This window comes from Yersinia similis (genome assembly GCF_001053095.1).
In the GTDB taxonomy this organism is placed as follows: domain Bacteria; phylum Pseudomonadota; class Gammaproteobacteria; order Enterobacterales; family Enterobacteriaceae; genus Yersinia; species Yersinia similis.
In genome coordinates this window covers 42057-63908 of the sequence record NZ_CGBP01000011.1, presented here as the reverse complement: position 1 = coordinate 63908, position 21852 = coordinate 42057, and the positions used below count along the sequence as shown (strand labels likewise).

The following is a 21852-nucleotide window of genomic DNA, read 5'->3' as shown; positions in this document are numbered from 1 at the left end:
ACTCATAAGTGCAGCAGATAGTCAGAACTATCACTTTAGCGTATAACAATCTTCCTCGACCCCATCGCATCATGTTGGGGTCGTTGACTGTAATGACACTGGCCGTCGCTGTTTGGCGGCCTTTTATCTATCACCCAGAGCATGAACCCGTTGCCAAGAGTGTGGTGTTAGATACCAGTCAATCCCGCATTTTATTGCCAGAAGCCAGTGAACCTATCGATCAGCCAACGCCTGACGATACAATCCCACAAGATGAATTAGACGCCAAAGATGCCAATGATACTGGCGTCCATGAGTATGTTGTGTCAACGGGTGATACGTTGAGTAGCATTCTTACCCAGTATGGGATTGATATCTCTGATGTTTCCTTATTGGCGAACCAAAATCGTGACTTACGTAATCTGAAGATCGGGCAGCAAATCTCCTGGACAGTGAATGACACCGGTGATTTACAAAGCCTGACTTGGGAAGTGTCGCGTCGTGAAACCCGGACGTATAATCGTGTTGGTAACAATTTCAAAGAGACTAAAGAGCTGCAGAAGGGCGAGTGGAAGAACAGTGTTCTGACGGGCCGCCTTGATGGTAGTTTTGTCGCCAGTGCGAAAAAAGCAGGGCTAACAGGCTCTGAAATTAGAGCAGTAACCAAGGCACTACAGTGGCAATTAGATTTTAGTAAGCTGCGTAAAGGCGATCAGTTCGCGGTATTAATGTCACGAGAAATGCTGGATGGCCGTAGTGAGCAAAGCCAACTCGTTGGGGTACGCATGCGGTCTGGAGGTAAAGATTATTATGCTATCCGGGCTGAAGATGGCAAATTCTATGATCGGCAGGGCTCTGGCCTCGCACGTGGTTTCCTACGTTTCCCTACGCTGAAACAATTCCGTGTCTCATCCAATTTTAACCCTCGTCGGTTAAATCCGGTGACTGGGCGTATTGCGCCGCATAAAGGCGTGGATTTCGCGATGCCTGTCGGGACACCGGTATTAGCCGTGGGTGATGGCGAAGTCTTAATTTCAAAATTCAGTGGTGCTGCCGGTAACTATGTGGTTATCCGCCATGGTCGTCAATACACCACGCATTACATGCATTTGAAAAAATTGCTGGTTAAGCCCGGACAGAAAGTGAAACGTGGTGACCGTATCGCGTTGTCGGGTAATACCGGCCGTTCGACTGGGCCACATCTGCATTATGAATTTTGGATGAACCAGCAAGCGGTTAATCCACTGACAGCTAAATTGCCACGTTCAGAAGGGTTGAGTGGTAAAGATCGCAGCGAGTATCTGGCTATTGTTAAGCAAGTTATTCCGCAGTTACAACTGGATTAGCGGTGATACCGTCAGGTTAGCCTGTCGGTGTGTTTATCCCTAAACTGCCAGTGAGTTGAACACTGGCAGTTTAGTTTCAGTCTGTCAGCCCATCGTAGATGGCTGATATCAGTTTTTTGCTATTGGGCTTTAATTGCGAAGCGGTTATCTGCAAACACTGAACTAAACGTTGTCGCCTGGAAAGATGAAGGTTGCCAAAAAGAGTGTCTGTATAACGTGTCTTCTGTAATGATGATTAGCCCACTGCCAATTCTAAGAGTTTCCCCATGCACAAAGAGAAAAATGACGCAGCTGGTTTTATTCCGGTATTTCAGAAAGCCTTCCTCCATCCGCGTTTCTGGGGGGTTTGGTTAGGTGCCGGAGCGATGGCTGCACTCGCTTATATTCCCCCCAAATACCGTGATCCTTTATTAGCCGGCATAGGGCGTTTTACTGGAAAGTTTGCTAAAAGTGCCCGTCGTCGTGCTCGTATTAATCTTCTTTATTGCATGCCTGAGTTACCAGAGTCTGAACGCGAACACATTATTGATCAGATGTTTGCTACCGCCGCTCAACCGCTAATGATGATGGCAGAGCTTTGTTTTCGTGATCCGAAAAAAGTGTTGTCCCGCATCCACTGGCATGGACAGGAAATACTGGATGAGCTGCAACAACAAGAGCGTAATGTTATTTTGTTGGTCCCCCATGCCTGGTCCATTGATATTCCGGCTATGCTGTTAGCGGAGCAGGGCAAGCCCGTTGCAGGTATGTTCCATCATCAACGTAATCCATTGGTGGATTATTTATGGAACAGTGCGCGTTTGCATTTTGGTGGGCGGATCCATGCCCGAGAAAGTGGCATCAAACCTTTTATCAGTTCTGTGCGCCAAGGATTCTGGGGTTACTACTTACCCGATGAAGATTATGGTCCTGAGCAAAGTGAATTTGTTGATTTCTTCGCGACCTATAAGGCGACCTTACCGGCAATAGGTCGTTTAATGAAAGTCTGCCGGGCGGCCATTGTACCGATGTTCCCAGTTTATAATTATAGAGAGCACCGTCTTGATATCTATATCCGTCCGCCAATGGATGATTTGGCTGATGCCGATGACGCATACATTGCCCGTAGGATGAATGAGGAAGTGGAGTTGTTGGTTAAGCCGAATCCAGAGCAATATACATGGATCCTAAAGCTGTTAAAAACCCGGAAAGAGGGGGAAACCGAGCCTTATGTGCGCAAAGATCTTTAGGGTGCGATAACCGTTCAAAAGCGAGCGGTTAAATGTAAAAGGCCCGCTAGTGGAGAGTGATAGCGGGCCTTTGCTTTTTTGCCTATCTTAAAAATAACTTATTCGACGCGGATGATACGACTGGTATTGGTAGTACCAATGGTGCCCATCACATCGCCCTGAGTAACGATAACCAAATCACCTGACACCAGGAACCCTTTATCTTGCAAGCGTTTTACTGCTTCTGTGGCGGCAAGAATACCGTCAGTATGGGGGTCACAATATACCGGAGTCACGCCACGGTAGATGGCGGTTAGATTTAAGGTATGATCATGGCGCGACATGGCGAAAATAGGTAAACCAGAACTGATGCGCGACATCATCAAAGCCGTACGGCCTGATTCAGTCATGGCGATAATCGCGGTGATACCTTTGAGGTGGTTTGCCGCATACATGGTCGACATCGCGATAGCTTCTTCGACGTTATCGAATTGCACATCCAGACGGTGTTTTGACACATTGATGCTTGGGATTTTTTCCGCGCCCAGACAGACACGCGCCATTGCCGCTACGGTTTCTGCCGGATACTGGCCCGCTGCCGTTTCTGCTGACAACATGACCGCATCGGTACCATCCAGCACTGCGTTGGCAACATCCATCACCTCTGCTCGGGTTGGCATCGGGTTGGTGATCATTGATTCCATCATCTGAGTTGCCGTGATCACGGCACGGTTTAGCTGGCGGGCACGGCGGATCAGTTTCTTCTGGATACCAACGAGTTCTGGGTCGCCAATTTCAACACCCAAATCACCACGAGCGACCATGACGACGTCAGAGGCCAGAATGATATCATCCATCGCTTCATCAGTGGCGACCGCTTCAGCACGCTCAACCTTTGCGACGATCTGTGCATTGCAGCCAGCATCACGGGCTAGGCGGCGTGCATAATGCAGATCTTCACCAGTACGCGGGAAAGAGACAGCCAGGAAGTCCACACCAATTTTTGCAGCGGTAACAATATCGGCTTTATCTTTTTCGGTTAGGGCTTCGGCTGATAACCCGCCACCTAACTTGTTGATGCCTTTATTGTTAGAGAGCGGGCCACCGACGGTCACTTCAGTGAAGACTTTCATACCCTGAACTTCAATCACTTTTAGCTGCACACGGCCATCATCGAGCAATAAGATATCACCGGGAACCACATCAGCTGGCAGTCCTTTGTAATCGATACCCACTTTGTCTTTATCACCTTCGCCTTTTGCCATATTGGCATCCAGCAGAAATTTATCGTTTATATTAAGGAAAACTTTACCTTCTTTAAACGTCGATACCCGGATTTTAGGACCTTGCAAATCACCAAGAATAGCTACATGACGCCCCAGTCTGGCAGCAATTTCACGGACTTTATTGGCCCGTAATTCATGATCTTCAGCGCTACCATGGGAAAAATTCAGGCGGACTACGTTAGCACCTGCAGCAATAATCTTTTCCAGATTATTATCGCGGTCAGTAGCCGGCCCCAGTGTAGTAACAATCTTGGTCCTTCTGAGCCGTCTGGACATCTCTTACTCCGTTGACTAGTGAAGCATGGTGTTGTTAAAACAGCGGATAATGGATCCGATGGTAAAATGTCATTAATCTACAAATGTTACGATAAAATCGTGTCAAGCATGTTATTTGCTTGCGGATGTAAAAACGACCTATTGCACAAACCGATTTATTATGGGAAGCCAGCTGTACAAAAACATGAGTAACAAAGCAAACTCTTGCTCTCGATTACTGGCCTGATGATCATCTCTGGGCCATGACGATGATTATTTCTCAATAATACGTCAACTTATTACGACAAAAGATGCGCTAACACAAAACAACGTGACTTCCGTTCATGATGTTATTCACTGTTGTTTACTGGCAAAGAATCCTTATCAAAACGAGATTCTTTCAATGCATCTTTGACCCGCTTCAAATTATCCCTGAATTTTGCTCCACGCCGTAGGGTGAAGCCCGTTGCCAGCACATCAATCAAAGTGAGCTGGGCGATGCGTGACACCATTGGCATATACACATCGGTATCTTCCGGTACATCCAGCAACAGCGATAAGGTTGCCTCGTTGGCCAGTGGCGTATCACATGAAGTTATGGCAATCACGGCAGCATCATTTTCACGAGCCAACTGTGCCAGTTCCACCAGGCTTTTAGTTCGCCCTGTGTGGGAGATCAACACTACCACATCGCCTTCACTTGAGTTCATACAACTCATGCGTTGCATAACGATATCATCGAAATAAATTACCGGGATATTAAAGCGGAAAAATTTATTCATCGCATCGTGAGCAACGGCAGCGGAGGAACCCAAACCAAAGAACGAGATTTTTTTCGCTTGAGTCAATAAATCGACAGCCCGGTTAATAGCGGCGATATCCAAATTATTTTTTACGCGGTCCAGGCTGGCCATCGTCGATTCAAAAATTTTTCCGGTGTACGCAGCTACACTATCATCTTCTTCGACGTTACGGTTCACATAGGGGGTACCGTTCGCCAGACTTTGCGCCAAATGCAGTTTAAAATCAGGGAAACCTTTGGTCTCCAGACGACGGCAAAAACGGTTGACTGTCGGTTCGCTGACATTCGCCATTTTGGCAAGTGTAGCGATACTAGAATGGATGGCCGTTTGCGGAGAAGCGAGGATCACCTCGGCGACTTTCCTTTCTGATTTGCTCAGAAGGTCCATACTATTTTGGATATTTTCCAGCGTATTCATATAACGAGAGCCACCCATGGGTTTTACCGATTTCATATAAAGGAGAAATCTATGCCGGTTTAATGAAAATATACTACGAGCTGGTACCCGTTGGCAGTGGCATAGGGTGAGAAGTAAGCCTTTTTCACCATAATATGACCTGTGTCTAATTTTCATAATGGTAAATGGTTATCAAAAACGTCATAAAATTACATTTTAACGTCGCTTGGCCTGATTTGGCGCGGCTTCACGCTCGAATGGATGTTTTTTGACCTTTTTTGACTCATTTTTATCTGGGTTTACTGGCTATAGTCAAAGAGAGTACATTAGTAATGTAAGAAAATTACAAATATCCTGCAACGAGGAGAATAGCATGGCAGTAATGAATACAGTCCAGGTAGCCCAGGCGTGTGACCTGGTGATTTTCGGCGCTAAAGGTGATTTGGCTCGCCGGAAACTGCTGCCTTCTCTTTACCAATTAGAAAAAGCGGGTCATATCCACCCAGATACTCGGATAATCGGTGTTGGCCGTGCTGAGTGGGATAAAGATGCGTACACCGCTGTGGTAAAGGAAGCCCTCGATACCTTTATGAAAGAGCCGCTGGATGACGAGCTATGGCAAAAACTCAGCTCGCGCCTTGACTTCTGCAATCTGGACGTGAATGACAGTAAGCATTTCGCTAAATTAGGCAAAATGCTCGATCAAAAACATCGCACCACGATTAACTACTTTGCTATGCCGCCGAGTACATTTGGCGCTATTTGCAAAGGGCTGGGAGAAGCCGGGTTAAACAAAGAGCCTAGCCGGGTGGTAATGGAAAAACCACTGGGAACCGATTTAGCGTCCTCACGGGTGATTAACGATCAGGTAGCCGAGTATTTCAACGAATGTCAGGTTTACCGTATTGACCACTATTTAGGGAAAGAAACGGTATTAAACCTGTTGGCGCTTCGCTTTGCTAACTCGTTGTTCGCGTCAAACTGGGACAACCGCACTATCGATCATGTGCAAATTACCGTCGCAGAAGAGGTTGGAATTGAAGGGCGTTGGGGCTATTTTGATCAGGCCGGTCAGATGCGTGACATGATCCAAAACCATCTGTTGCAAATCCTGACGATGATCGCCATGTCGCCACCTGCAGATCTCAGTACTGACCGTATCCGTGATGAAAAAGTAAAAGTACTGCGTTCGCTGCGCCGTATTGATCACACCAATGTGCGCGAAACCACAGTTCGTGGGCAATATACTGCCGGTTTTGTACAGGGCAATAAAGTGCCGGGTTATCTGGAAGAAGAAGGCGCGAATAAGAATAGCAATACCGAGACGTTTGTGTCTATTCGGGTGGATATCGATGACTGGCGTTGGGCTGGGGTACCTTTCTACCTGAGAACCGGTAAACGTCTACCCAGTAAATGCTCTGAAGTTGTGGTTTACTTTAAGAATCCCGCACTGAACCTCTTCCGCGAATCTTATCAACAACTGCCACAAAACAAACTGACAATTCGTCTGCAACCGGACGAAGGGATCGAAATTGAAGTGCTGAATAAAGTCCCCGGTTTGGAACATAAACACCGTTTACAAACCACTAAACTTGATCTCAGTTTCTCCAAAACCTTCAACGAGCAGCATATTGCTGATGCCTATGAACGTCTGTTACTGGAGACTATGCGGGGTATTCAGGCGCTGTTTGTACGCCGTGATGAGGTCGAGGAAGCCTGGAAATGGGTCGATTCTATTATGAATGCATGGGCGGCAGATAATGAAGCGCCAAAACCATACCAGTCCGGAACATGGGGGCCTGTAGCATCCGTTGCTATGATCACCCGTGATGGTAGGTCATGGAATGAGTTCGAGTAAGTCGGAGAGCGCACGATAAGAGCGCTCCACCAAAGACTCATATGGTGGGGCGCTACTGCTTGGGATAGCAGGGTGGCAGCCTGCGTAATAATAAAGAGCTCACACCCTATTAATTCTTTATGGCAAGCAGGATCGCCGTTGTCCCATCGAGAACGGCGATCGGCGTACCATATTTCAACTAACACCTTCGGGTGAGTACAATGCCAATCGGCATAAGTGGAGATAACAATTAATGAAAAGCTGGAAAACGAGCGCAGAACAGATTATGACCGCAGGTCCTGTTGTCCCGGTAATTGTGATCAATAAGCTCGAGCAAGCTGTACCGTTGGCAAAAGCTCTGGTGGCAGGTGGTGTTCGTGTACTGGAAGTGACGTTGCGTACCCCTTGTGCTGTTGAGGCCATCCGCGCTATTGCCAAAGAAGTTCCTGAGGCAATTATTGGTGCCGGAACCGTGCTTAACCCACAACAACTGGCTGAAGTGGTTGAAGCTGGTGCTCAGTTTGCCATTAGCCCTGGCTTGACTGATGAACTGCTTAAAGCGGCCATTGAAGGATCTATCCCATTGATTCCGGGCATCAGCACCGTTTCAGAACTGATGCTGGGGATGAGCTATGGTTTACGTGAGTTTAAATTCTTCCCGGCTGAAGCTAACGGTGGTGTCAAAGCGTTGCAAGCCATTGGCGGCCCATTCTCGCAAGTCCGTTTCTGCCCAACTGGTGGCATTACACCGAATAACTACCGTGATTATTTAGCACTGAAGAGTGTATTGTGCATTGGTGGCTCATGGTTGGTCCCTGCTGACGCGCTGGAGAGCGGTGACTACGCTCGCATTACTGAATTAGCGAAACAAGCAGTTGAAGGTGCGACAGCATAAGCCATTCTAACTCCCTGACATGACGGGAGAATCCGCCCATTTTTACCAAAAATAGAGCCTCTGCATTGCAGGGGTTTTGTTTTTTTAGAATCACTAACTTATTATTTTTTAATCTCTTTTCTTTAACTATTTATGAAATTGATGGTTTGCTTTATAAAATTGACTGTGGTAAAAATATGGCAGTTAATTATTCCAACTTTATGAGGATTTTAGGCGCATCACACTGGGTTTGGCGAATAAGTCTGTAGCTAAAACACGTGCAGCCAAAAAAAATAGATATATTATGATGAAAACTAATGGAATTACTCTCAAAACGTCTACATGCCAACTCTTCCTGTCAGCGATTCTGGCCAGTGAGCATCACTGGTGCAGCGAGCTATAGCGTCTCTCTCCTAAAACCCGGTGCGTTAACACGTTAGCCTATTGCCACGGCTTGGTTTATTGCCTCTATTGGGTCTATTGCCATGGTTTGGCTTATTGGCATCCTCGTTAATGTGATTTTCCGCGAAGAATGTTTTGTCAGTATAAATAATTGGTATCAATGTTATTGGGTCATCTGAGTCCTGATAAAAGCAAGTCTCCCGGAAAGCGGTTTTATACGCCAAGTGAGTATCTATTTCTTACGGACTGCGCAGGTTTATTCCATGTGAATAAGGCACTGAAGCAGGATAGCCGTAACAAATAGACCTTAGCGTGCGTTTATGCGTGTTAGGAGAAGAAAAATGATTTATTGGATATTTTTGGGTTTGGCAATTGTTGCTGAAATTATTGGTACCCTATCAATGAAATATGCCAGTGTTAGCGGCGAGATGACGGGTCATATCGTGATGTATTTTATGATAACAGGCTCTTATATCATGCTCGCGTTAGCGATTAAAAAAGTGGCGTTAGGCGTCGCTTATGCGTTATGGGAAGGCATCGGTATCCTTATTATTACCGTTTTCAGTGTTATGTGGTTTGGTGAAACGTTATCGCCACTGAAAATAGCCGGTTTAGTGACATTGATTGGTGGGATCCTATTGGTAAAATCGGGTACGCGTAAACCAAAGCAACCGAATAGTCATCGCGGTAATCGAACCTCTCCAGTACAAGATTTAAAAATACGGACTAATGGCCATCATGAGGGTGTTGCTGTTGAGTCAGGTGAGCACCATGCAGCAGCTTGAGTTCTACCATATAGCTTTCTTGATCTTGGCCGTTATGCTGGAAATCGTCGCTAATATCTTGCTGAAAATGTCAGATGGCTTTCGCCGAAAATGGCTGGGGATATTGTCCCTGTTGTCAGTATTAGGGGCATTCAGTGCCCTAGCGCAAGCTGTGAAGGGGATTGAATTGTCAGTAGCTTATGCCTTGTGGGGCGGCTTTGGTATTGCGGCCACTGTTGCGGCTGGCTGGATTCTGTTTAATCAACGGTTGAACTACAAAGGTTGGATTGGTTTGGTCTTACTGCTGGCGGGCATGGTAATGATTAAGTTGTCATAGCGGTGTCAGAGGCAGTAAGCGGAGGGTAGCTGGCGGCTACTCTCCTCTATTTTGTGGCTTAGTGACACTTGTCACTTAGTAAAATTTATCACTTAGTTATATTCATGAACTAATCATATTGCAGCAATGATTTTGATTTCGACTTTATAGTCCGGATTCATCAGTTTGGCTTCGACCGTACAGCGAACAGGCGCGTTACCATCAACAACCCAGGCATCCCAGGCGGCATTCATACCCGCAAAGTCAGCTTTATCGGCCAGGAAAATGGTAGCATCCAGAATCCGGCTTTTATCCGAGCCTAATTGGTGCAGCATCATATCAATGGCTGCCAGAGTATTGGCGGTCTGTGCGGTGATATCGGCATCCAGATTTTCAGGTACGCTGGTGTAATAGATAGTGTCGTTGTATACCACAGCATCTGACCAGCGCTTCTCCGGATTAATTCTCTCAATACTCATTTTCACTCCATTTTGTGAGGGGCAATGTCAGTTATGTATGGAGGGTATCATAGCAAGGAAAGAGAATGTGTGGTCGTAGAGCAATTGGCTTGGCATAATCAGCGCTGATTTCGCCCGGCAGAGAGACAGAGTGATAGACGATTTTGCAACAGACGGCGCATTAGCGCAGGCTATTAAAGGTTTTAATCCCCGTGAGTCTCAGCGCCAGATGGCTGCGGCAATCAGTGAAGCCATTGATGCCAAACAGCAACTGGTGGTAGAAGCGGGTACCGGTACTGGTAAGACGTTTGCCTATTTAGCCCCGGCGTTGCGGGCTGATTGCAAAGTGATCATCTCCACCGGCTCCAAGGCATTGCAGGATCAGCTCTATTCCCGTGATCTTCCTATGATGGCGACTGCGCTAAAATACAAAGGTAAGTTAGCTTTATTGAAAGGCCGTTCAAACTATCTTTGTCTGGAGCGCCTTGAACAGCAATCATTGGCGGGAGGGGATTTAGCCAGTGAGACACTGGTCGATTTGGTTCGGTTGCGTGGTTGGTCAGCAGAGACGGTTGACGGTGATATCAGTACTTGTGGTCAGGTCGCGGAAGACAGTTTTGTCTGGCCATTGGTCACCAGTACCAATGATAACTGCTTGGGCAGCGATTGCCCACTGTACAAAGATTGTTTTGTGGTGAAAGCCCGTCGCCGGGCGATGGATGCTGATGTAGTAGTGGTAAACCACCATCTGTTTCTGGCTGATATGGTGGTGAAAGAGAGTGGGTTTGCCGAACTGATTCCGACCGCTGATGTGATGATTTTTGATGAGGCGCATCAAATCCCCGATATTGCCAGCCAGTATTTTGGTCAACAGCTCACCAGCCGGCAACTGATGGATTTGGCAAAAGATATTATTATTGCCTATCGCACCGAGGTGCGTGATTCAGCCCAATTGCAAAAAAGTGCAGACCGTCTTACGCAAAGCACACAAGATTTTCGTTTAGTGTTGGGCGATCCTGGTTACCGTGGCAACTTGCGTGATGTGATGGAGCAACCTGCGATTCAGCGAGCGTTATTGTTGCTTGATGATGCCTTGGAGCTTTGCTACGACGTAATGAAACTCTCGCTTGGTCGTTCGGCAATGCTGGATGCCGCCTTTGAACGTGCCACCGTTTATCGTAATCGCCTCAAACGATTAAAAGATGTCACAACCCCCGGTTACAGCTATTGGTATGAGTGTAATTCACGTCATTTTGTGTTGGCACTGACTCCTCTGTCTGTTTCCGATCGCTTCCGGGAATTGATTGAGGAAAAACCGGGTACCTGGATTTTCACCTCAGCGACACTCTCGGTTAACGATCAACTGTCGCATTTCACGTTACGCTTAGGGCTTACTCACGCCAAAACCTTGTTATTACCCAGTCCGTTTGATTATGCCAATCAAGCGTTGCTCTGTGTGCCGCGCAATTTGCCCTCTGCGAATGAACCGGGGGCTGCTCGCAAATTAGCGGTGATGCTAAAGCCGCTGATTGATGCAAACCAAGGGCGCTGTTTCTTCCTGTGTACCTCTCATCAGATGATGCGTGGATTAGCTGAGGAGTTTCGTGCCAGCATGACACTGCCTGTTTTGGTGCAAGGGGAGACCAGTAAAGGGCAACTCTTGGCGCAATTTGTGGCTGCAGGTAATGCGTTACTCGTGGCAACCAGTAGTTTTTGGGAGGGGGTTGATGTGCGCGGTGATGCCTTGTCATGCGTGATTATCGATAAGCTTCCGTTTACCTCGCCAGATGATCCGTTGTTGAAAGCCCGTATTGAGGATTGCCGCTTACGCGGCGGTGACCCGTTTAATGATGTGCAGTTACCGGATGCGGTCATCACACTCAAGCAAGGGGTGGGGCGTTTGATTCGTGATATTAATGATCGCGGTGTATTGGTTATTTGCGATAACCGTCTGGTCATGCGTCCTTATGGCGCGATGTTCTTAAATAGCTTGCCTCCAGCCCCCCGTACACGGGATCTGGCGAAAGCCATCGCCTTCCTAAAGCAGCGCGATTAAGGGTAAAGAAGAGTGGGGTGTGCTACTATGCGCGCCCTGTGAATACACATTTATTTCCTGCCGAGGTTGGCATGTCTACGCGAATTTTAGCGATTGATACTGCGACAGAAGCCTGTTCTGTTGCACTTTGGAACAACGGTGAAGTTCAGGCTTTGTTTGAACTTTGCCCCCGAGAACATACCCAGCGTATTTTACCGATGGTACAGCAGATTCTGGCATCATCAGGTTTGTCGCTTCAACAATTGGATGCCTTGGCTTTTGGCCGTGGTCCCGGCAGTTTTACCGGCGTGCGTATTGGTATCGGCATTGGTCAGGGGCTTGCATTGGGTGCTGATTTACCGATGATCGGTGTTTCTACGTTGCAAACCATGGCGCAGGGGGCGTTTCGTCTCACTGGTGCCACACGGGCCTTGGCGGCTATAGATGCCCGAATGGGCGAGGTTTATTGGGGCGAGTTTGAGCGTAACGCTGAAGGGCATTGGCTGGGTGATCAGACCGAAGCCGTGATGACACCCTCCCAGACGTTAGTACGGGCTGAGGCGCTCAATGGTCACTGGGCCACTGTGGGGACGGGCTGGCAGACTTATCCTGATCTGATTAGTGGTAACAATATCGTGCTGGTTGATGGGCAAGTGTCACTGCCACTGGCGGAAGATATGCTCCCACTGGCTTTGTCATCATGGGCCAGAGGGGACGCGGTCAAGGTTGAACAGGCTGAACCGGTCTATCTGCGTAATGAAGTTACCTGGAAAAAGCTGCCAGGTCGCTAAAACTGAGCGATATGCTACGGTGTCTAGAGCCTGAAATTATTATATTAGAACCGAAACTTATTATATTAGAACCGAAAAACATTGCGTTTAAGGTCTAAGATATTAATACAGCTAAATAATAAGGGGTAGAAAGCTATGGCGATGAATACGTCAATGACTCAGTTTAAAAAATTTAGAAATCATAAATGGATGTATGGTTGGCTAGGTTTGGGGGCTTTGCTACTTTCAGGTTGTGTAACGATACCGCCCGCCATTCAGGGTACGACGGCGACACCGTTGCAAGACCTTAATTTGATCAGATCGTCGCCACAGCTATTTATTGGTCAGGAAGCGCGCTTTGGCGGTACGGTTGTCAACGTTAAAAATGAACCGAATCGTACCCGCTTGGAAATTGCTAGCGTACCGCTGGATTCCGGTGCCAGACCTATTCTAGGCGAACCTTCGCAAGGGCGAGTGATTGCTTATGTTGATGGTTTTCTCGAGCCTGTTGATTTTCGCGGTCATCTTGTGACCGTTGTTGGGCCGATTGTCGGGGTTGAAGCCGGTAAAATAGGCATGACGCCTTATAATTTCGTGGTAATCAAGGCGACTGGTTACAAACGCTGGCATCTTGCTCAGCAAGTGATAATACCGCCAACATTTGGTCCATGGGGTTACCGCCCTGCGGATATGTGGGGGCCAGGATGGCCGGGTTGGTACAATCCAGGCCCTGCAGAGATACAAACTATTGTCACAGACTAACTAATCCAGAGCCACAAGAAGGCGCTAAGCCCAGCGCCTTTTTTATATCTCTTTCCACCCTACACCTAATATATGCATATATATCTTATAGATATGCCGCATTCGTTTATTAAATACTCCATTACTGAACGTTATATGAATAACATCTTACTGGGTAGTGACGCACCTAGTTGGGTAGCGGCTAGTCAAACGGGTATTTTGTCGCGGAGCTAGATTTAAAAGAGTGTATAATCAATCTGTTATATCGATTAACGTTGGATTTTTTATCTAACAACTTGATTTTATTTATTTTTATTAGTTGTTTTGGTCATTTTTTTTATTTTGGGGACCTCAGCGCCAAAAAATAGTGATGTATATCTCAACCTCAAAATTGTTTAAAAACAAACTGGTAAGCTGAGTTAAAATATTGTTAAGGTTTTGGGGTGAGTTTGCATTTTACCATGGCGACCAATAATAATTTTAGGAGTGTTACCTTGGAAAAAGTATGGCTAAAGCGCTATCCGGCAGATGTCCCCGCAGAGATTGATCCGGATCGCTATTCTTCTTTGGTGGAAATGTTTGAGAACGCGGCGTTGCGTTATGCAGACCAACCCGCATTTATTAATATGGGCGAGGTCATGACTTTCCGTAAGCTGGAAGAGCGTAGCCGTGCTTTTGCTGCCTACCTACAGCAAGGTCTGGGGTTACAGAAAGGTGACCGTGTCGCATTGATGATGCCGAATCTGCTGCAATATCCTATCGCTTTATTTGGTGTTCTGCGGGCAGGCATGGTTGTCGTGAATGTTAATCCGTTGTATACCCCACGTGAGCTTGAGCACCAGCTTAGTGATAGCGGAGCCGTGGCCATCGTTATTGTTTCCAATTTCGCCCACACGCTGGAAAAAGTTGTTTTTAAAACCCAGATCAGGCATGTGATTTTGACCCGGATGGGCGATCAACTCTCAACAGCAAAAGGGACGTTGGTTAACTTCGTGGTGAAATACATTAAACGTCTGGTGCCAAAGTTCTATCTGCCCGATGCCATTTCATTTCGTACCGTATTGCAAAAAGGACGTCGAATGCAATACGTCAAACCGGATGTTATCAATACTGATATGGCATTCTTACAATATACCGGCGGGACTACTGGTGTAGCGAAAGGCGCCATATTGACACACCGCAACATGCAATCAAACCTGGAGCAGGCAAAAGCGGCGTATGCACCATTGCTTCAACCAGGTCATGAACTGGTGGTCACGGCTCTGCCTCTCTACCATATCTTTGCATTGACGGTGAATTGCCTGTTATTTATCGAGCTGGGGGGGCGCAGTTTATTGATAACCAACCCACGAGATATCTCCGGTATGGTTAAAGAACTGAGTCATTATCCATTTACCGCGATAACAGGGGTAAATACGTTATTTAATGCATTATTAAATAACGAAGAGTTTACCCATTTGGATTTCTCTACTTTGCGCCTTTCTGTGGGCGGCGGTATGCCGGTGCAGAAAGCCGTGGCCGAAAAGTGGGAAAAACTGACGGGTAAGCATCTATTGGAAGGGTATGGCTTGACTGAATGTTCGCCTTTAGTTACCGGTAACCCTTATGATCTGAAACATTACAGCGGCAGTATTGGTTTACCGGTACCTTCGACGGATGTTCGGCTGCGCGATGATGATGGCAATGACGTAGAATCAGGCAAGCCGGGTGAACTATGGGTGCGTGGGCCACAAGTTATGTTAGGCTATTGGCAGCGGCCAGATGCCACGGATGAAGTATTGAAAGATGGCTGGCTGGCGACAGGCGATATCGCGACGATGGATGAGGACGGTTTCTTGCGCATCGTTGACCGCAAGAAGGATATGATTCTGGTCTCTGGATTTAACGTCTACCCCAATGAGATTGAAGATGTGGTAGCGTTACATGCGAAAGTACTGGAGTCTGCTGTGATTGGCGTGCCTAATGAGGTTTCCGGCGAGACCGTAAAAGTCTTTGTTGTTAAAAAAGATGCATCACTGACCCCTGAAGAATTACTAACGCATTGCCGTCGCTATCTTACCGGGTATAAAGTACCGAAAATTGTAGAGTTCCGTGACGAATTGCCAAAGTCTAATGTTGGCAAAATATTGCGCAGGGAACTACGTGACGAAGAAATTAAGCTGAATAGTACAGACGCAGTTTAATTTGGCGGAGTCACTTAATCATCAACAACGCCGGTTATCACCGGCGTTGTTGTGTTTGTTATAGAACTATAGCCAATAGATTTCAAGAGACAGGAAGGCGGTAGCCAAATGCCTGCCACTTGAAAGATGACGGATATAACGACCAAGAGAATGACGTTTTGAATTATCAGTTGATCACGACCAACAATGCATTGCAGCAGGTCTGCGAACAAGCCCGGACACATGCTCACATCGCGTTGGATACAGAGTTTGTCAGAACGCGCACCTACTACCCTCAGTTGGGTCTGATTCAACTGTATGATGGTGAACAACTCTCACTTATTGATCCATTACCTATCACGGAATGGCAGCCTTTTCGCGCGTTACTGCAAGATCTGAATGTGGTGAAATATTTACACGCAGGCAGTGAAGATCTCGAAGTGTTTTTAAACGCTTTTGAACAGATGCCAACCCCGATGATTGACACTCAGGTATTGGCGGCATTTTCTGGACGTAGCCTATCCTGCGGCTTTGCTATGCTGGTGGCTGAATTCGAAGGTGTTGAGTTAGATAAAAGTGAATCACGTACTGACTGGATTGCCCGGCCATTGAGTGAGAAACAGTGCGATTACGCGGCGGCAGATGTGTTTTATCTTTTACCTCTGGCGGCTAAATTAGTCGAAGCCACCAAGGCCGCAGGGCGTATGGACGCGGCGAAAGACGAATGTCTATTGCTGTGCCGTCGTCGGAGTGAGACGCTCGATCCTGAATTGGCTTACCGTGAGATTACCAATGCCTGGCAACTCCGTGGTCACCAACTGGCATGTTTGCAGAAATTAGCCGAGTGGCGTTTGCGTCAGGCGCGGGAGCGGGACCTGGCGGTTAACTTTGTGGTTAGGGAAGAGAACCTGTGGCAAGTTGCCCGCTATCAACCAACATCACTCGGTGAATTGGATTCTCTTGGTTTGAGTGGGCAAGAGATCCGCTATCACGGGCGAACATTGCTGGCACTGGTTGCAGAAGGCAGTGCTGTCCCCGAAGATCAGCTTCCTCCTCCGATTGCCAACTTGATTGATCAGCCAGGGTACAAAAAAGTATTTAAAGATATTAAAGCATTGATTCAATCGGTCAGTGAACGTAGCGGATTAAGTAGTGAATTACTGGCATCACGTCGCCAAATTAATCAGTTACTCAATTGGCACTGGAAGTTGAAGCTTTCAGATGCTCAACCTGAATTATTAACAGGCTGGCGTGGCGATTTATTGTCTACTGAATTGATCGAAATCTTGCAACAATATTAATCGGTATTCAGGGGGGGTATTAATTCCACTCTGACACTTTTCAGTTTTAATTTATGAACACTCTGATGAATTAAAGATTAAAACTTTCTCGTTAGGGATTCGTGTCAATATTCTACCAACCTTAATGGGCTGGGTATATATACAGTTGATTGAGAATGGCTCCCCTGTAAATAAATACAGGGGAGCTATTGCGAAGAAATCATTTAGGCGTTTCTTCCGTTTCCGGTAATGTCACATTAAGTTCAAGAACCGAAATATCATCCCCTTTCTGCTCAAACTGCACATGCAGCATTTCAGGGTCGATCTGAATATATTTACAAATAACCGCCAAAATATCGCGTTTCAAGTCAGGTAGATAATGGGGTTCGCTATCCCCACGACGACGTTCAGCGACGATAATTTGCAGCCGTTCCTTGGCTATATTGGCTGTCGGTTTTTTGCGGGACAGAAAGAAGTCTAACAAAGCCATGGTTTATCCCCCAAAAAGGCGTTTCAGGAAGCCCTTCTTCTCTTCTTCTACGAAGCGGAAGGGGCGTTCTTCTCCTAGCAAGCGGTCAACGGTATCTTCATAAGCTTTACCGGCATCTGACTCTTTGTCCAGAATCACTGGCTCACCTTGGTTAGAGGCGCGTAATACCGATTGGTCTTCTGGTATCACACCGACCAGTGGGATCCTCAAAATATCCAAAACATCTTCCATGCTAAGCATATCGCCGCGATTAACGCGCCCAGGGTTATAACGGGTCAACAGCAGATGTTCTTTAATCGGTTCTTGGCTATTTTCAGCCCGGCGAGATTTTGATGACAATATGCCAAGAATACGGTCTGAGTCACGAACAGAGGAGACCTCTGGGTTTGTGGTAATAACCGCTTCATCAGCAAAATACAGTGCCATCAAGGCACCGCTTTCAATACCCGCTGGAGAGTCACACACCACAAACTCAAAATTCATTTCACCAAGATCGTTTAACACTTTTTCAACACCCTCTTTGGTCAGGGCGTCTTTATCTCGGGTCTGAGATGCGGGCAGGATATACAGATTATCTGTACGTTTATCTTTGATTAACGCCTGATTCAAAGTGGCGTCACCTTGAATAACATTAACAAAATCATAAACGACCCGGCGCTCACATCCCATAATCAAATCAAGGTTCCGCAGGCCGATATCAAAATCGATAACCACGGTTTTTTTACCTTTTTGGGCCAAGCCGGTAGCGATAGCCGCGCTTGATGTGGTCTTGCCAACGCCCCCTTTACCCGATGTAACAACAATAATGCGTGCCATGAAATGGATTCCTTGTCAAAAGGGCTTAATTTAAAGGTTGTATAGTTAATGTATTATCCTGTAGATACAGACGTGCAGCTTGACCAAAATACTCAAGCGGTATCTGATCACTCAACCAGTACTGCCCGGCGATAGAGACAAGTTCAGCACCCAGATGCGTACAAAAAATCTGGCACTTAGCATCACCGGATGCTCCTGCTAGTGCTCGGCCTCGCATCATTCCATAAATATGGATATTACCATCGGCAATTAATTCAGCACCGGCACTGACACTGCTGATAACAATCAAATCGCAATTACGGGCATAAATCTGTTGGCCAGAGCGGACAGGGGTGTTGATGATACGCGTTTGGGTGGGAACGTTTTCCGGCGGACTGATGACTGGCTCTGGAGCCAGTTTTTGGCCTTTACCTTCACTCAGTAATGGCAACCCTGCACGTGCAATCGCTCGTTTCTGACGCTCATCCTGACAACCACTAATGCCAACAATACGCAGACCTGCTGAAGTGACAGCCTGTTGAAGATCTTTCCAGTTAGCACCGTTAGGTAACGTTGCAACGTTAATCACAACAGGGGCGTTTTTCAGGAATGCGGGGGCTTGATCCACCTTTTCCTGCAATGCCTGACGGATTACCTCTGGCCGCGAATCATGTAAATGAACGACCGATAGGGTAAAACTACTGCCTTTTAACTCGATTGGCGATTGTGACATCTATCCTGACTCAGTTTCAGCTACGTTTAATCCCCAGAATACCATGCGGGGTACAATATTCGGATGTTCCTAAGCATGTTATAGGGAATATAAAAAGAAATCTATCCGTATCAATATATTGAAATCTTAAAGTCACAATTATTCCAAACTGATAGGAAATTACAGCATAACTTTTGGTTATTCGCTAGTCCTGAGCCCCTATATTTAGCGACTCAGTCGCTGTTTTATGATTGCATATTTTTTCAACACTTGGTTTTACTTTACAAAGGGTTGTCTTTGTCTAGGTAATGGGGTGTTTTTTATCAAATGGGGCGATGATATTTGATTGTTATCATTCTTAAGATGACGAAATAGCGATATTGATAGTTGTCTTATTGGCTTAGTTAAATACCTCACTGTGATTATTTGGGAGAAATCTCATTCATTCATCGGTGATTCAAACTACTCTGACATTGGAGAGATGGTGGCAATCATCAATCCATAAGCATCTATTGACCCGACTAAGCATGTTATAGTTGCCAATGATACCTGTCTTACCAGACATTGCAGTGGCATACGTGGTACTCACTCACCCAAATCGCTGGCATGAACTGGCTTGGAGGAGGGGGGCCACCTTGCAATGTGAGTCATTTTGGGTGTCACTACGCAGACTTGCATCGAACTTATCAAATATTGAATTTATCAAATAAAGAGTCCAAACATGCTTTGTGCGATTTACAGAAGCTCTAAACGAGATCAAACCTACCTTTATATTGAGAAGAAGGATGATTTTTCACGGGTTCCCGCTGAATTATTAGCCAGTTTTGGCCAGCCACAGTTTGCGATGCTTCTTGCGTTAAATGAACGCAAGACCTTGGCGACTGCTGATGTGGAGAAGGTGAAAAATGCGCTTGTTGAACAAGGTTTTTACCTGCAAGTTCCTCCACCGCCGGAAAGTTTACTGAAAATGCACCTAGGTGAAACCAAAGCATAACGCTAACTTTCGAGTATCAGCCACGTTTAAGTCCAGCATCACTACATTGACCGCAGAGGGATGGAAAGTGGTTTTGGTAAAATTCAAGGTAAAGAAGATGTGATTTCCGCTTTATCTACATTGGCTTTTGAAGGGCGTAGGGAAGCTTTTTTTACCAAAGAACTGATGGCTGCGTTGGAAATCATCCATCAAGGGAAGGTTGACGACCCCCAATTGAGAGGATCTTGGGCAGGGGCAATGGGGCAAAGTCAGTTTATGCCCAGCTCTTTCCTGGCGTATGGCGCTGATGGTGATGGTGATGGAAAAATTGATATTTGGAATAATATTGATGATGTATTTGCTTCCACTGCTAATTATCTGTCTACTCAAGGTTGGAAACCCAAGATGGAATGGGGCCAGGAAGTGACGTTACCGCAAAATTTTGATGTGAAGTTGGCCGGTTTGAACGATGGGCAAGCTAAGAGAGTCGCCCAATGGCAGCAACTGGGCATCACGCCTGTACAAAAAGCGCACTTTGCTGAATCTGATGCGCGTGCTTGGGTGATCATTCCCGATGATCTACAGGGGCGAGTTTTTCTGGTTTATGACAATTTCCGTACTATCATGCATTGGAATCGCTCTTACTATTTTGCCATTAGCATTGGTATGATGGCAGATAGTATCGGTCAATAGTCTGTGTTTGCCACGGTTGTAAGACCGTTGCTCAGTGTGTCTATCAGGGTATAAATTCAAGAGAGGCAGTATGTATCAACATAGAGACTGGCAAGGGGCTTTGCTGGATTTCCCCGTAAATAAAGTGGTTTGCGTAGGCAGTAACTATGCCGAACATATCAAAGAGATGGGGAGTACTGCCTCTGTGGAGCCTGTACTGTTTATCAAGCCTGAAACCGCATTATGCGATATCCGCCAACCGGTATCGATTCCAAAAGATTTTGGCTCTGTGCATCATGAAATTGAATTAGCCGTATTGATCGGTACACCGCTAAAGCAAGCCAGTGAAGATAGAGTCGCCCGTGCGATTGCCGGTTATGGTGTGGCATTGGACTTAACGCTACGTGAATTGCAGGCCGGTTTTAAAAAAACGGGGCAACCATGGGAAAAATCCAAGGCGTTTGATGGCTCTTGCCCCATTTCTGGTTTTATTCCTGTTGCTGAGTTTGGTGATGCACAGCAGGCAGAGTTATCGCTAACGATTAATGATGAAATTCGTCAACAGGGAAATACCCGTGACATGATTACACCTATTATTCCGTTAATAAGTTACATGAGCCGTTTTTTTACCTTACGTGCTGGCGACATCGTGCTGACTGGTACGCCACAAGGGGTAGGGCCGATGCAGTCAGGTGATATGCTTAAAATCACGCTCAATGGTAAGACATTAAATACCCGCATAATATAAAGGTAAACTTGCCGTCTGCTCCAACTGTTGGGCGGCAAAACTTGCATCTGTAAGCTAAAGCGTCTATAACGACCCGCTCATTTATTTACACCGGATACCTATATGTCACAACCTCATTTTTGGCAACAAAAGACATTGGCTGAAATGTCAGATAGTGAATGGGAATCATTGTGTGACGGATGTGGTCAATGCTGTTTGAATAAACTGATTGATGAAGATACTGACGAAATTTATTTCACCAATGTCGCCTGTGATCAGCTCAATATTAAAACTTGCCAATGCAGTAACTATGAACGCCGCTTTGAATTAGAAGAGGATTGTATCAAGTTAACGCGGGAAAATTTGGTGACGTTTGCTTGGTTGCCACCAACGTGTGCATATCGCCTGATTGGAGAGGGCCATGATTTACCCAGTTGGCATCCGCTCTTAACGGGCTCTAAAGCGGCGATGCATGGTGAACGGATCTCTGTACGCCATATCGCAGTACGTGAGAGCGAAGTTGTTGATTGGCAAGACCATATATTAAACAAGCCAAGTTGGGCCAAATAAC

Annotated in this window: 20 protein-coding genes and 1 pseudogene; 15 read left to right on the top strand and 6 right to left on the bottom strand. The window is 46.4% G+C overall.

Features of this window, described 5'->3' with window-relative positions:
* The first annotated feature begins 8 nt into the window (after nucleotides 1–8).
* Complete coding sequence (gene mepM / locus AC971_RS10210; protein ID WP_025383805.1) at nucleotides 9–1325, top strand: murein DD-endopeptidase MepM; 1317 nt, start codon at nucleotides 9–11, stop codon at nucleotides 1323–1325.
* A gap of 266 nt (nucleotides 1326–1591) precedes the next feature.
* Nucleotides 1592–2554: a lauroyl-Kdo(2)-lipid IV(A) myristoyltransferase gene (lpxM, locus tag AC971_RS10205; RefSeq protein WP_025383806.1), complete on the top strand. Its 963-nt coding sequence runs from the start codon at nucleotides 1592–1594 to the stop codon at nucleotides 2552–2554.
* 98 nt (nucleotides 2555–2652) lie between these two features.
* Here the strand turns inward: lpxM and pyk are convergent, their stop codons facing one another.
* Together pyk and AC971_RS10195 are read right to left on the bottom strand one after the other, a co-directional pair.
* Nucleotides 2653–4095, bottom strand: coding sequence for a pyruvate kinase (gene pyk / locus AC971_RS10200; protein WP_025383807.1), 1443 nt, complete (start codon nucleotides 4093–4095; stop codon nucleotides 2653–2655).
* Nucleotides 4096–4424: 329 nt separating this feature from the next.
* Nucleotides 4425–5294, bottom strand: coding sequence for a MurR/RpiR family transcriptional regulator (locus tag AC971_RS10195; RefSeq protein WP_048677592.1), 870 nt, complete (start codon nucleotides 5292–5294; stop codon nucleotides 4425–4427).
* A gap of 352 nt (nucleotides 5295–5646) precedes the next feature.
* Here AC971_RS10195 and zwf point away from each other — a divergent pair, with 352 nt between their 5' ends.
* The 4 genes from zwf to mdtI all read left to right on the top strand — a co-directional run bounded on the left by zwf (nucleotide 5647) and on the right by mdtI (nucleotide 9487).
* The gene (gene zwf, locus AC971_RS10190) at nucleotides 5647–7131 is read left to right on the top strand and encodes a glucose-6-phosphate dehydrogenase (RefSeq protein WP_025383809.1); all 1485 of its coding nucleotides are present in this window, start codon (nucleotides 5647–5649) and stop codon (nucleotides 7129–7131) included.
* 232 nt (nucleotides 7132–7363) lie between these two features.
* Nucleotides 7364–8005 (top strand): bifunctional 4-hydroxy-2-oxoglutarate aldolase/2-dehydro-3-deoxy-phosphogluconate aldolase, encoded by a 642-nt coding sequence (locus AC971_RS10185; RefSeq protein WP_025383810.1) that lies wholly within the window; start codon nucleotides 7364–7366, stop codon nucleotides 8003–8005.
* Nucleotides 8006–8727: 722 nt separating this feature from the next.
* Nucleotides 8728–9171, top strand: a complete 444-nt coding sequence (gene mdtJ, locus AC971_RS10180) for a multidrug/spermidine efflux SMR transporter subunit MdtJ (protein ID WP_025383811.1) — start codon at nucleotides 8728–8730, stop codon at nucleotides 9169–9171.
* Nucleotides 9158–9487, top strand: a complete 330-nt coding sequence (gene mdtI, locus AC971_RS10175) for a multidrug/spermidine efflux SMR transporter subunit MdtI (protein WP_025383812.1) — start codon at nucleotides 9158–9160, stop codon at nucleotides 9485–9487. The genes mdtJ and mdtI overlap by 14 nt, the downstream gene beginning before the upstream one ends.
* 113 nt (nucleotides 9488–9600) lie before the next feature.
* Here the strand turns inward: mdtI and AC971_RS10170 are convergent, their stop codons facing one another.
* Nucleotides 9601–9945 (bottom strand): RidA family protein, encoded by a 345-nt coding sequence (locus AC971_RS10170; protein WP_025383813.1) that lies wholly within the window; start codon nucleotides 9943–9945, stop codon nucleotides 9601–9603.
* Between the two features lie 130 nt (nucleotides 9946–10075).
* Between AC971_RS10170 and AC971_RS10165 the strand changes: the two genes are divergently transcribed.
* The 5 genes from AC971_RS10165 to rnd all read left to right on the top strand — a co-directional run bounded on the left by AC971_RS10165 (nucleotide 10076) and on the right by rnd (nucleotide 16933).
* Nucleotides 10076–11980: a DNA repair helicase YoaA gene (locus AC971_RS10165; RefSeq protein ID WP_025383814.1), complete on the top strand. Its 1905-nt coding sequence runs from the start codon at nucleotides 10076–10078 to the stop codon at nucleotides 11978–11980.
* 71 nt (nucleotides 11981–12051) lie between these two features.
* Complete coding sequence (gene tsaB / locus AC971_RS10160; RefSeq protein ID WP_038402689.1) at nucleotides 12052–12750, top strand: tRNA (adenosine(37)-N6)-threonylcarbamoyltransferase complex dimerization subunit type 1 TsaB; 699 nt, start codon at nucleotides 12052–12054, stop codon at nucleotides 12748–12750.
* Nucleotides 12751–12885: 135 nt separating this feature from the next.
* The gene (locus tag AC971_RS10155) at nucleotides 12886–13491 is read left to right on the top strand and encodes a Slp family lipoprotein (RefSeq protein WP_025383816.1); all 606 of its coding nucleotides are present in this window, start codon (nucleotides 12886–12888) and stop codon (nucleotides 13489–13491) included.
* A 473-nt stretch (nucleotides 13492–13964) separates the two neighbouring features.
* Nucleotides 13965–15653, top strand: a complete 1689-nt coding sequence (gene fadD, locus AC971_RS10150; protein WP_025383817.1) for a long-chain-fatty-acid--CoA ligase FadD — start codon at nucleotides 13965–13967, stop codon at nucleotides 15651–15653.
* A gap of 158 nt (nucleotides 15654–15811) precedes the next feature.
* On the top strand, nucleotides 15812–16933 hold the full coding sequence (rnd, locus tag AC971_RS10145; RefSeq protein WP_038402691.1) for a ribonuclease D: 1122 nt from the start codon (nucleotides 15812–15814) through the stop codon (nucleotides 16931–16933).
* Between the two features lie 199 nt (nucleotides 16934–17132).
* Here the strand turns inward: rnd and minE are convergent, their stop codons facing one another.
* Genes minE through minC form a run of 3 tightly spaced genes read right to left on the bottom strand, consistent with a single transcriptional unit; the run spans nucleotide 17133 to nucleotide 18930 of the window.
* Nucleotides 17133–17402: a cell division topological specificity factor MinE gene (gene minE, locus AC971_RS10140; RefSeq protein WP_002211180.1), complete on the bottom strand. Its 270-nt coding sequence runs from the start codon at nucleotides 17400–17402 to the stop codon at nucleotides 17133–17135.
* A gap of 3 nt (nucleotides 17403–17405) precedes the next feature.
* Entirely contained in the window at nucleotides 17406–18218 is an 813-nt protein-coding gene (gene minD, locus AC971_RS10135; RefSeq protein WP_002211179.1) for a septum site-determining protein MinD, read from the bottom strand.
* A 25-nt stretch (nucleotides 18219–18243) separates the two neighbouring features.
* On the bottom strand, nucleotides 18244–18930 hold the full coding sequence (minC, locus tag AC971_RS10130; protein WP_002220631.1) for a septum site-determining protein MinC: 687 nt from the start codon (nucleotides 18928–18930) through the stop codon (nucleotides 18244–18246).
* Between the two features lie 700 nt (nucleotides 18931–19630).
* On the opposite strand from minC, the gene AC971_RS10125 reads away from it, so the two are divergent.
* The 4 genes and pseudogenes from AC971_RS10125 (at nucleotide 19631) to AC971_RS10110 (ending at nucleotide 21851) form a co-directional block, all read left to right on the top strand.
* Complete coding sequence (locus tag AC971_RS10125; protein ID WP_025383819.1) at nucleotides 19631–19903, top strand: YcgL domain-containing protein; 273 nt, start codon at nucleotides 19631–19633, stop codon at nucleotides 19901–19903.
* A gap of 57 nt (nucleotides 19904–19960) precedes the next feature.
* Nucleotides 19961–20575, top strand: a pseudogene (locus AC971_RS10120) (lytic murein transglycosylase); the annotation flags it as partial.
* Nucleotides 20576–20645: 70 nt separating this feature from the next.
* Complete coding sequence (locus AC971_RS10115) at nucleotides 20646–21302, top strand: fumarylacetoacetate hydrolase family protein (RefSeq protein ID WP_025383821.1); 657 nt, start codon at nucleotides 20646–20648, stop codon at nucleotides 21300–21302.
* Between the two features lie 102 nt (nucleotides 21303–21404).
* On the top strand, nucleotides 21405–21851 hold the full coding sequence (locus tag AC971_RS10110; RefSeq protein ID WP_025383822.1) for a YcgN family cysteine cluster protein: 447 nt from the start codon (nucleotides 21405–21407) through the stop codon (nucleotides 21849–21851).
* Nucleotide 21852 lies beyond the last annotated feature (1 nt).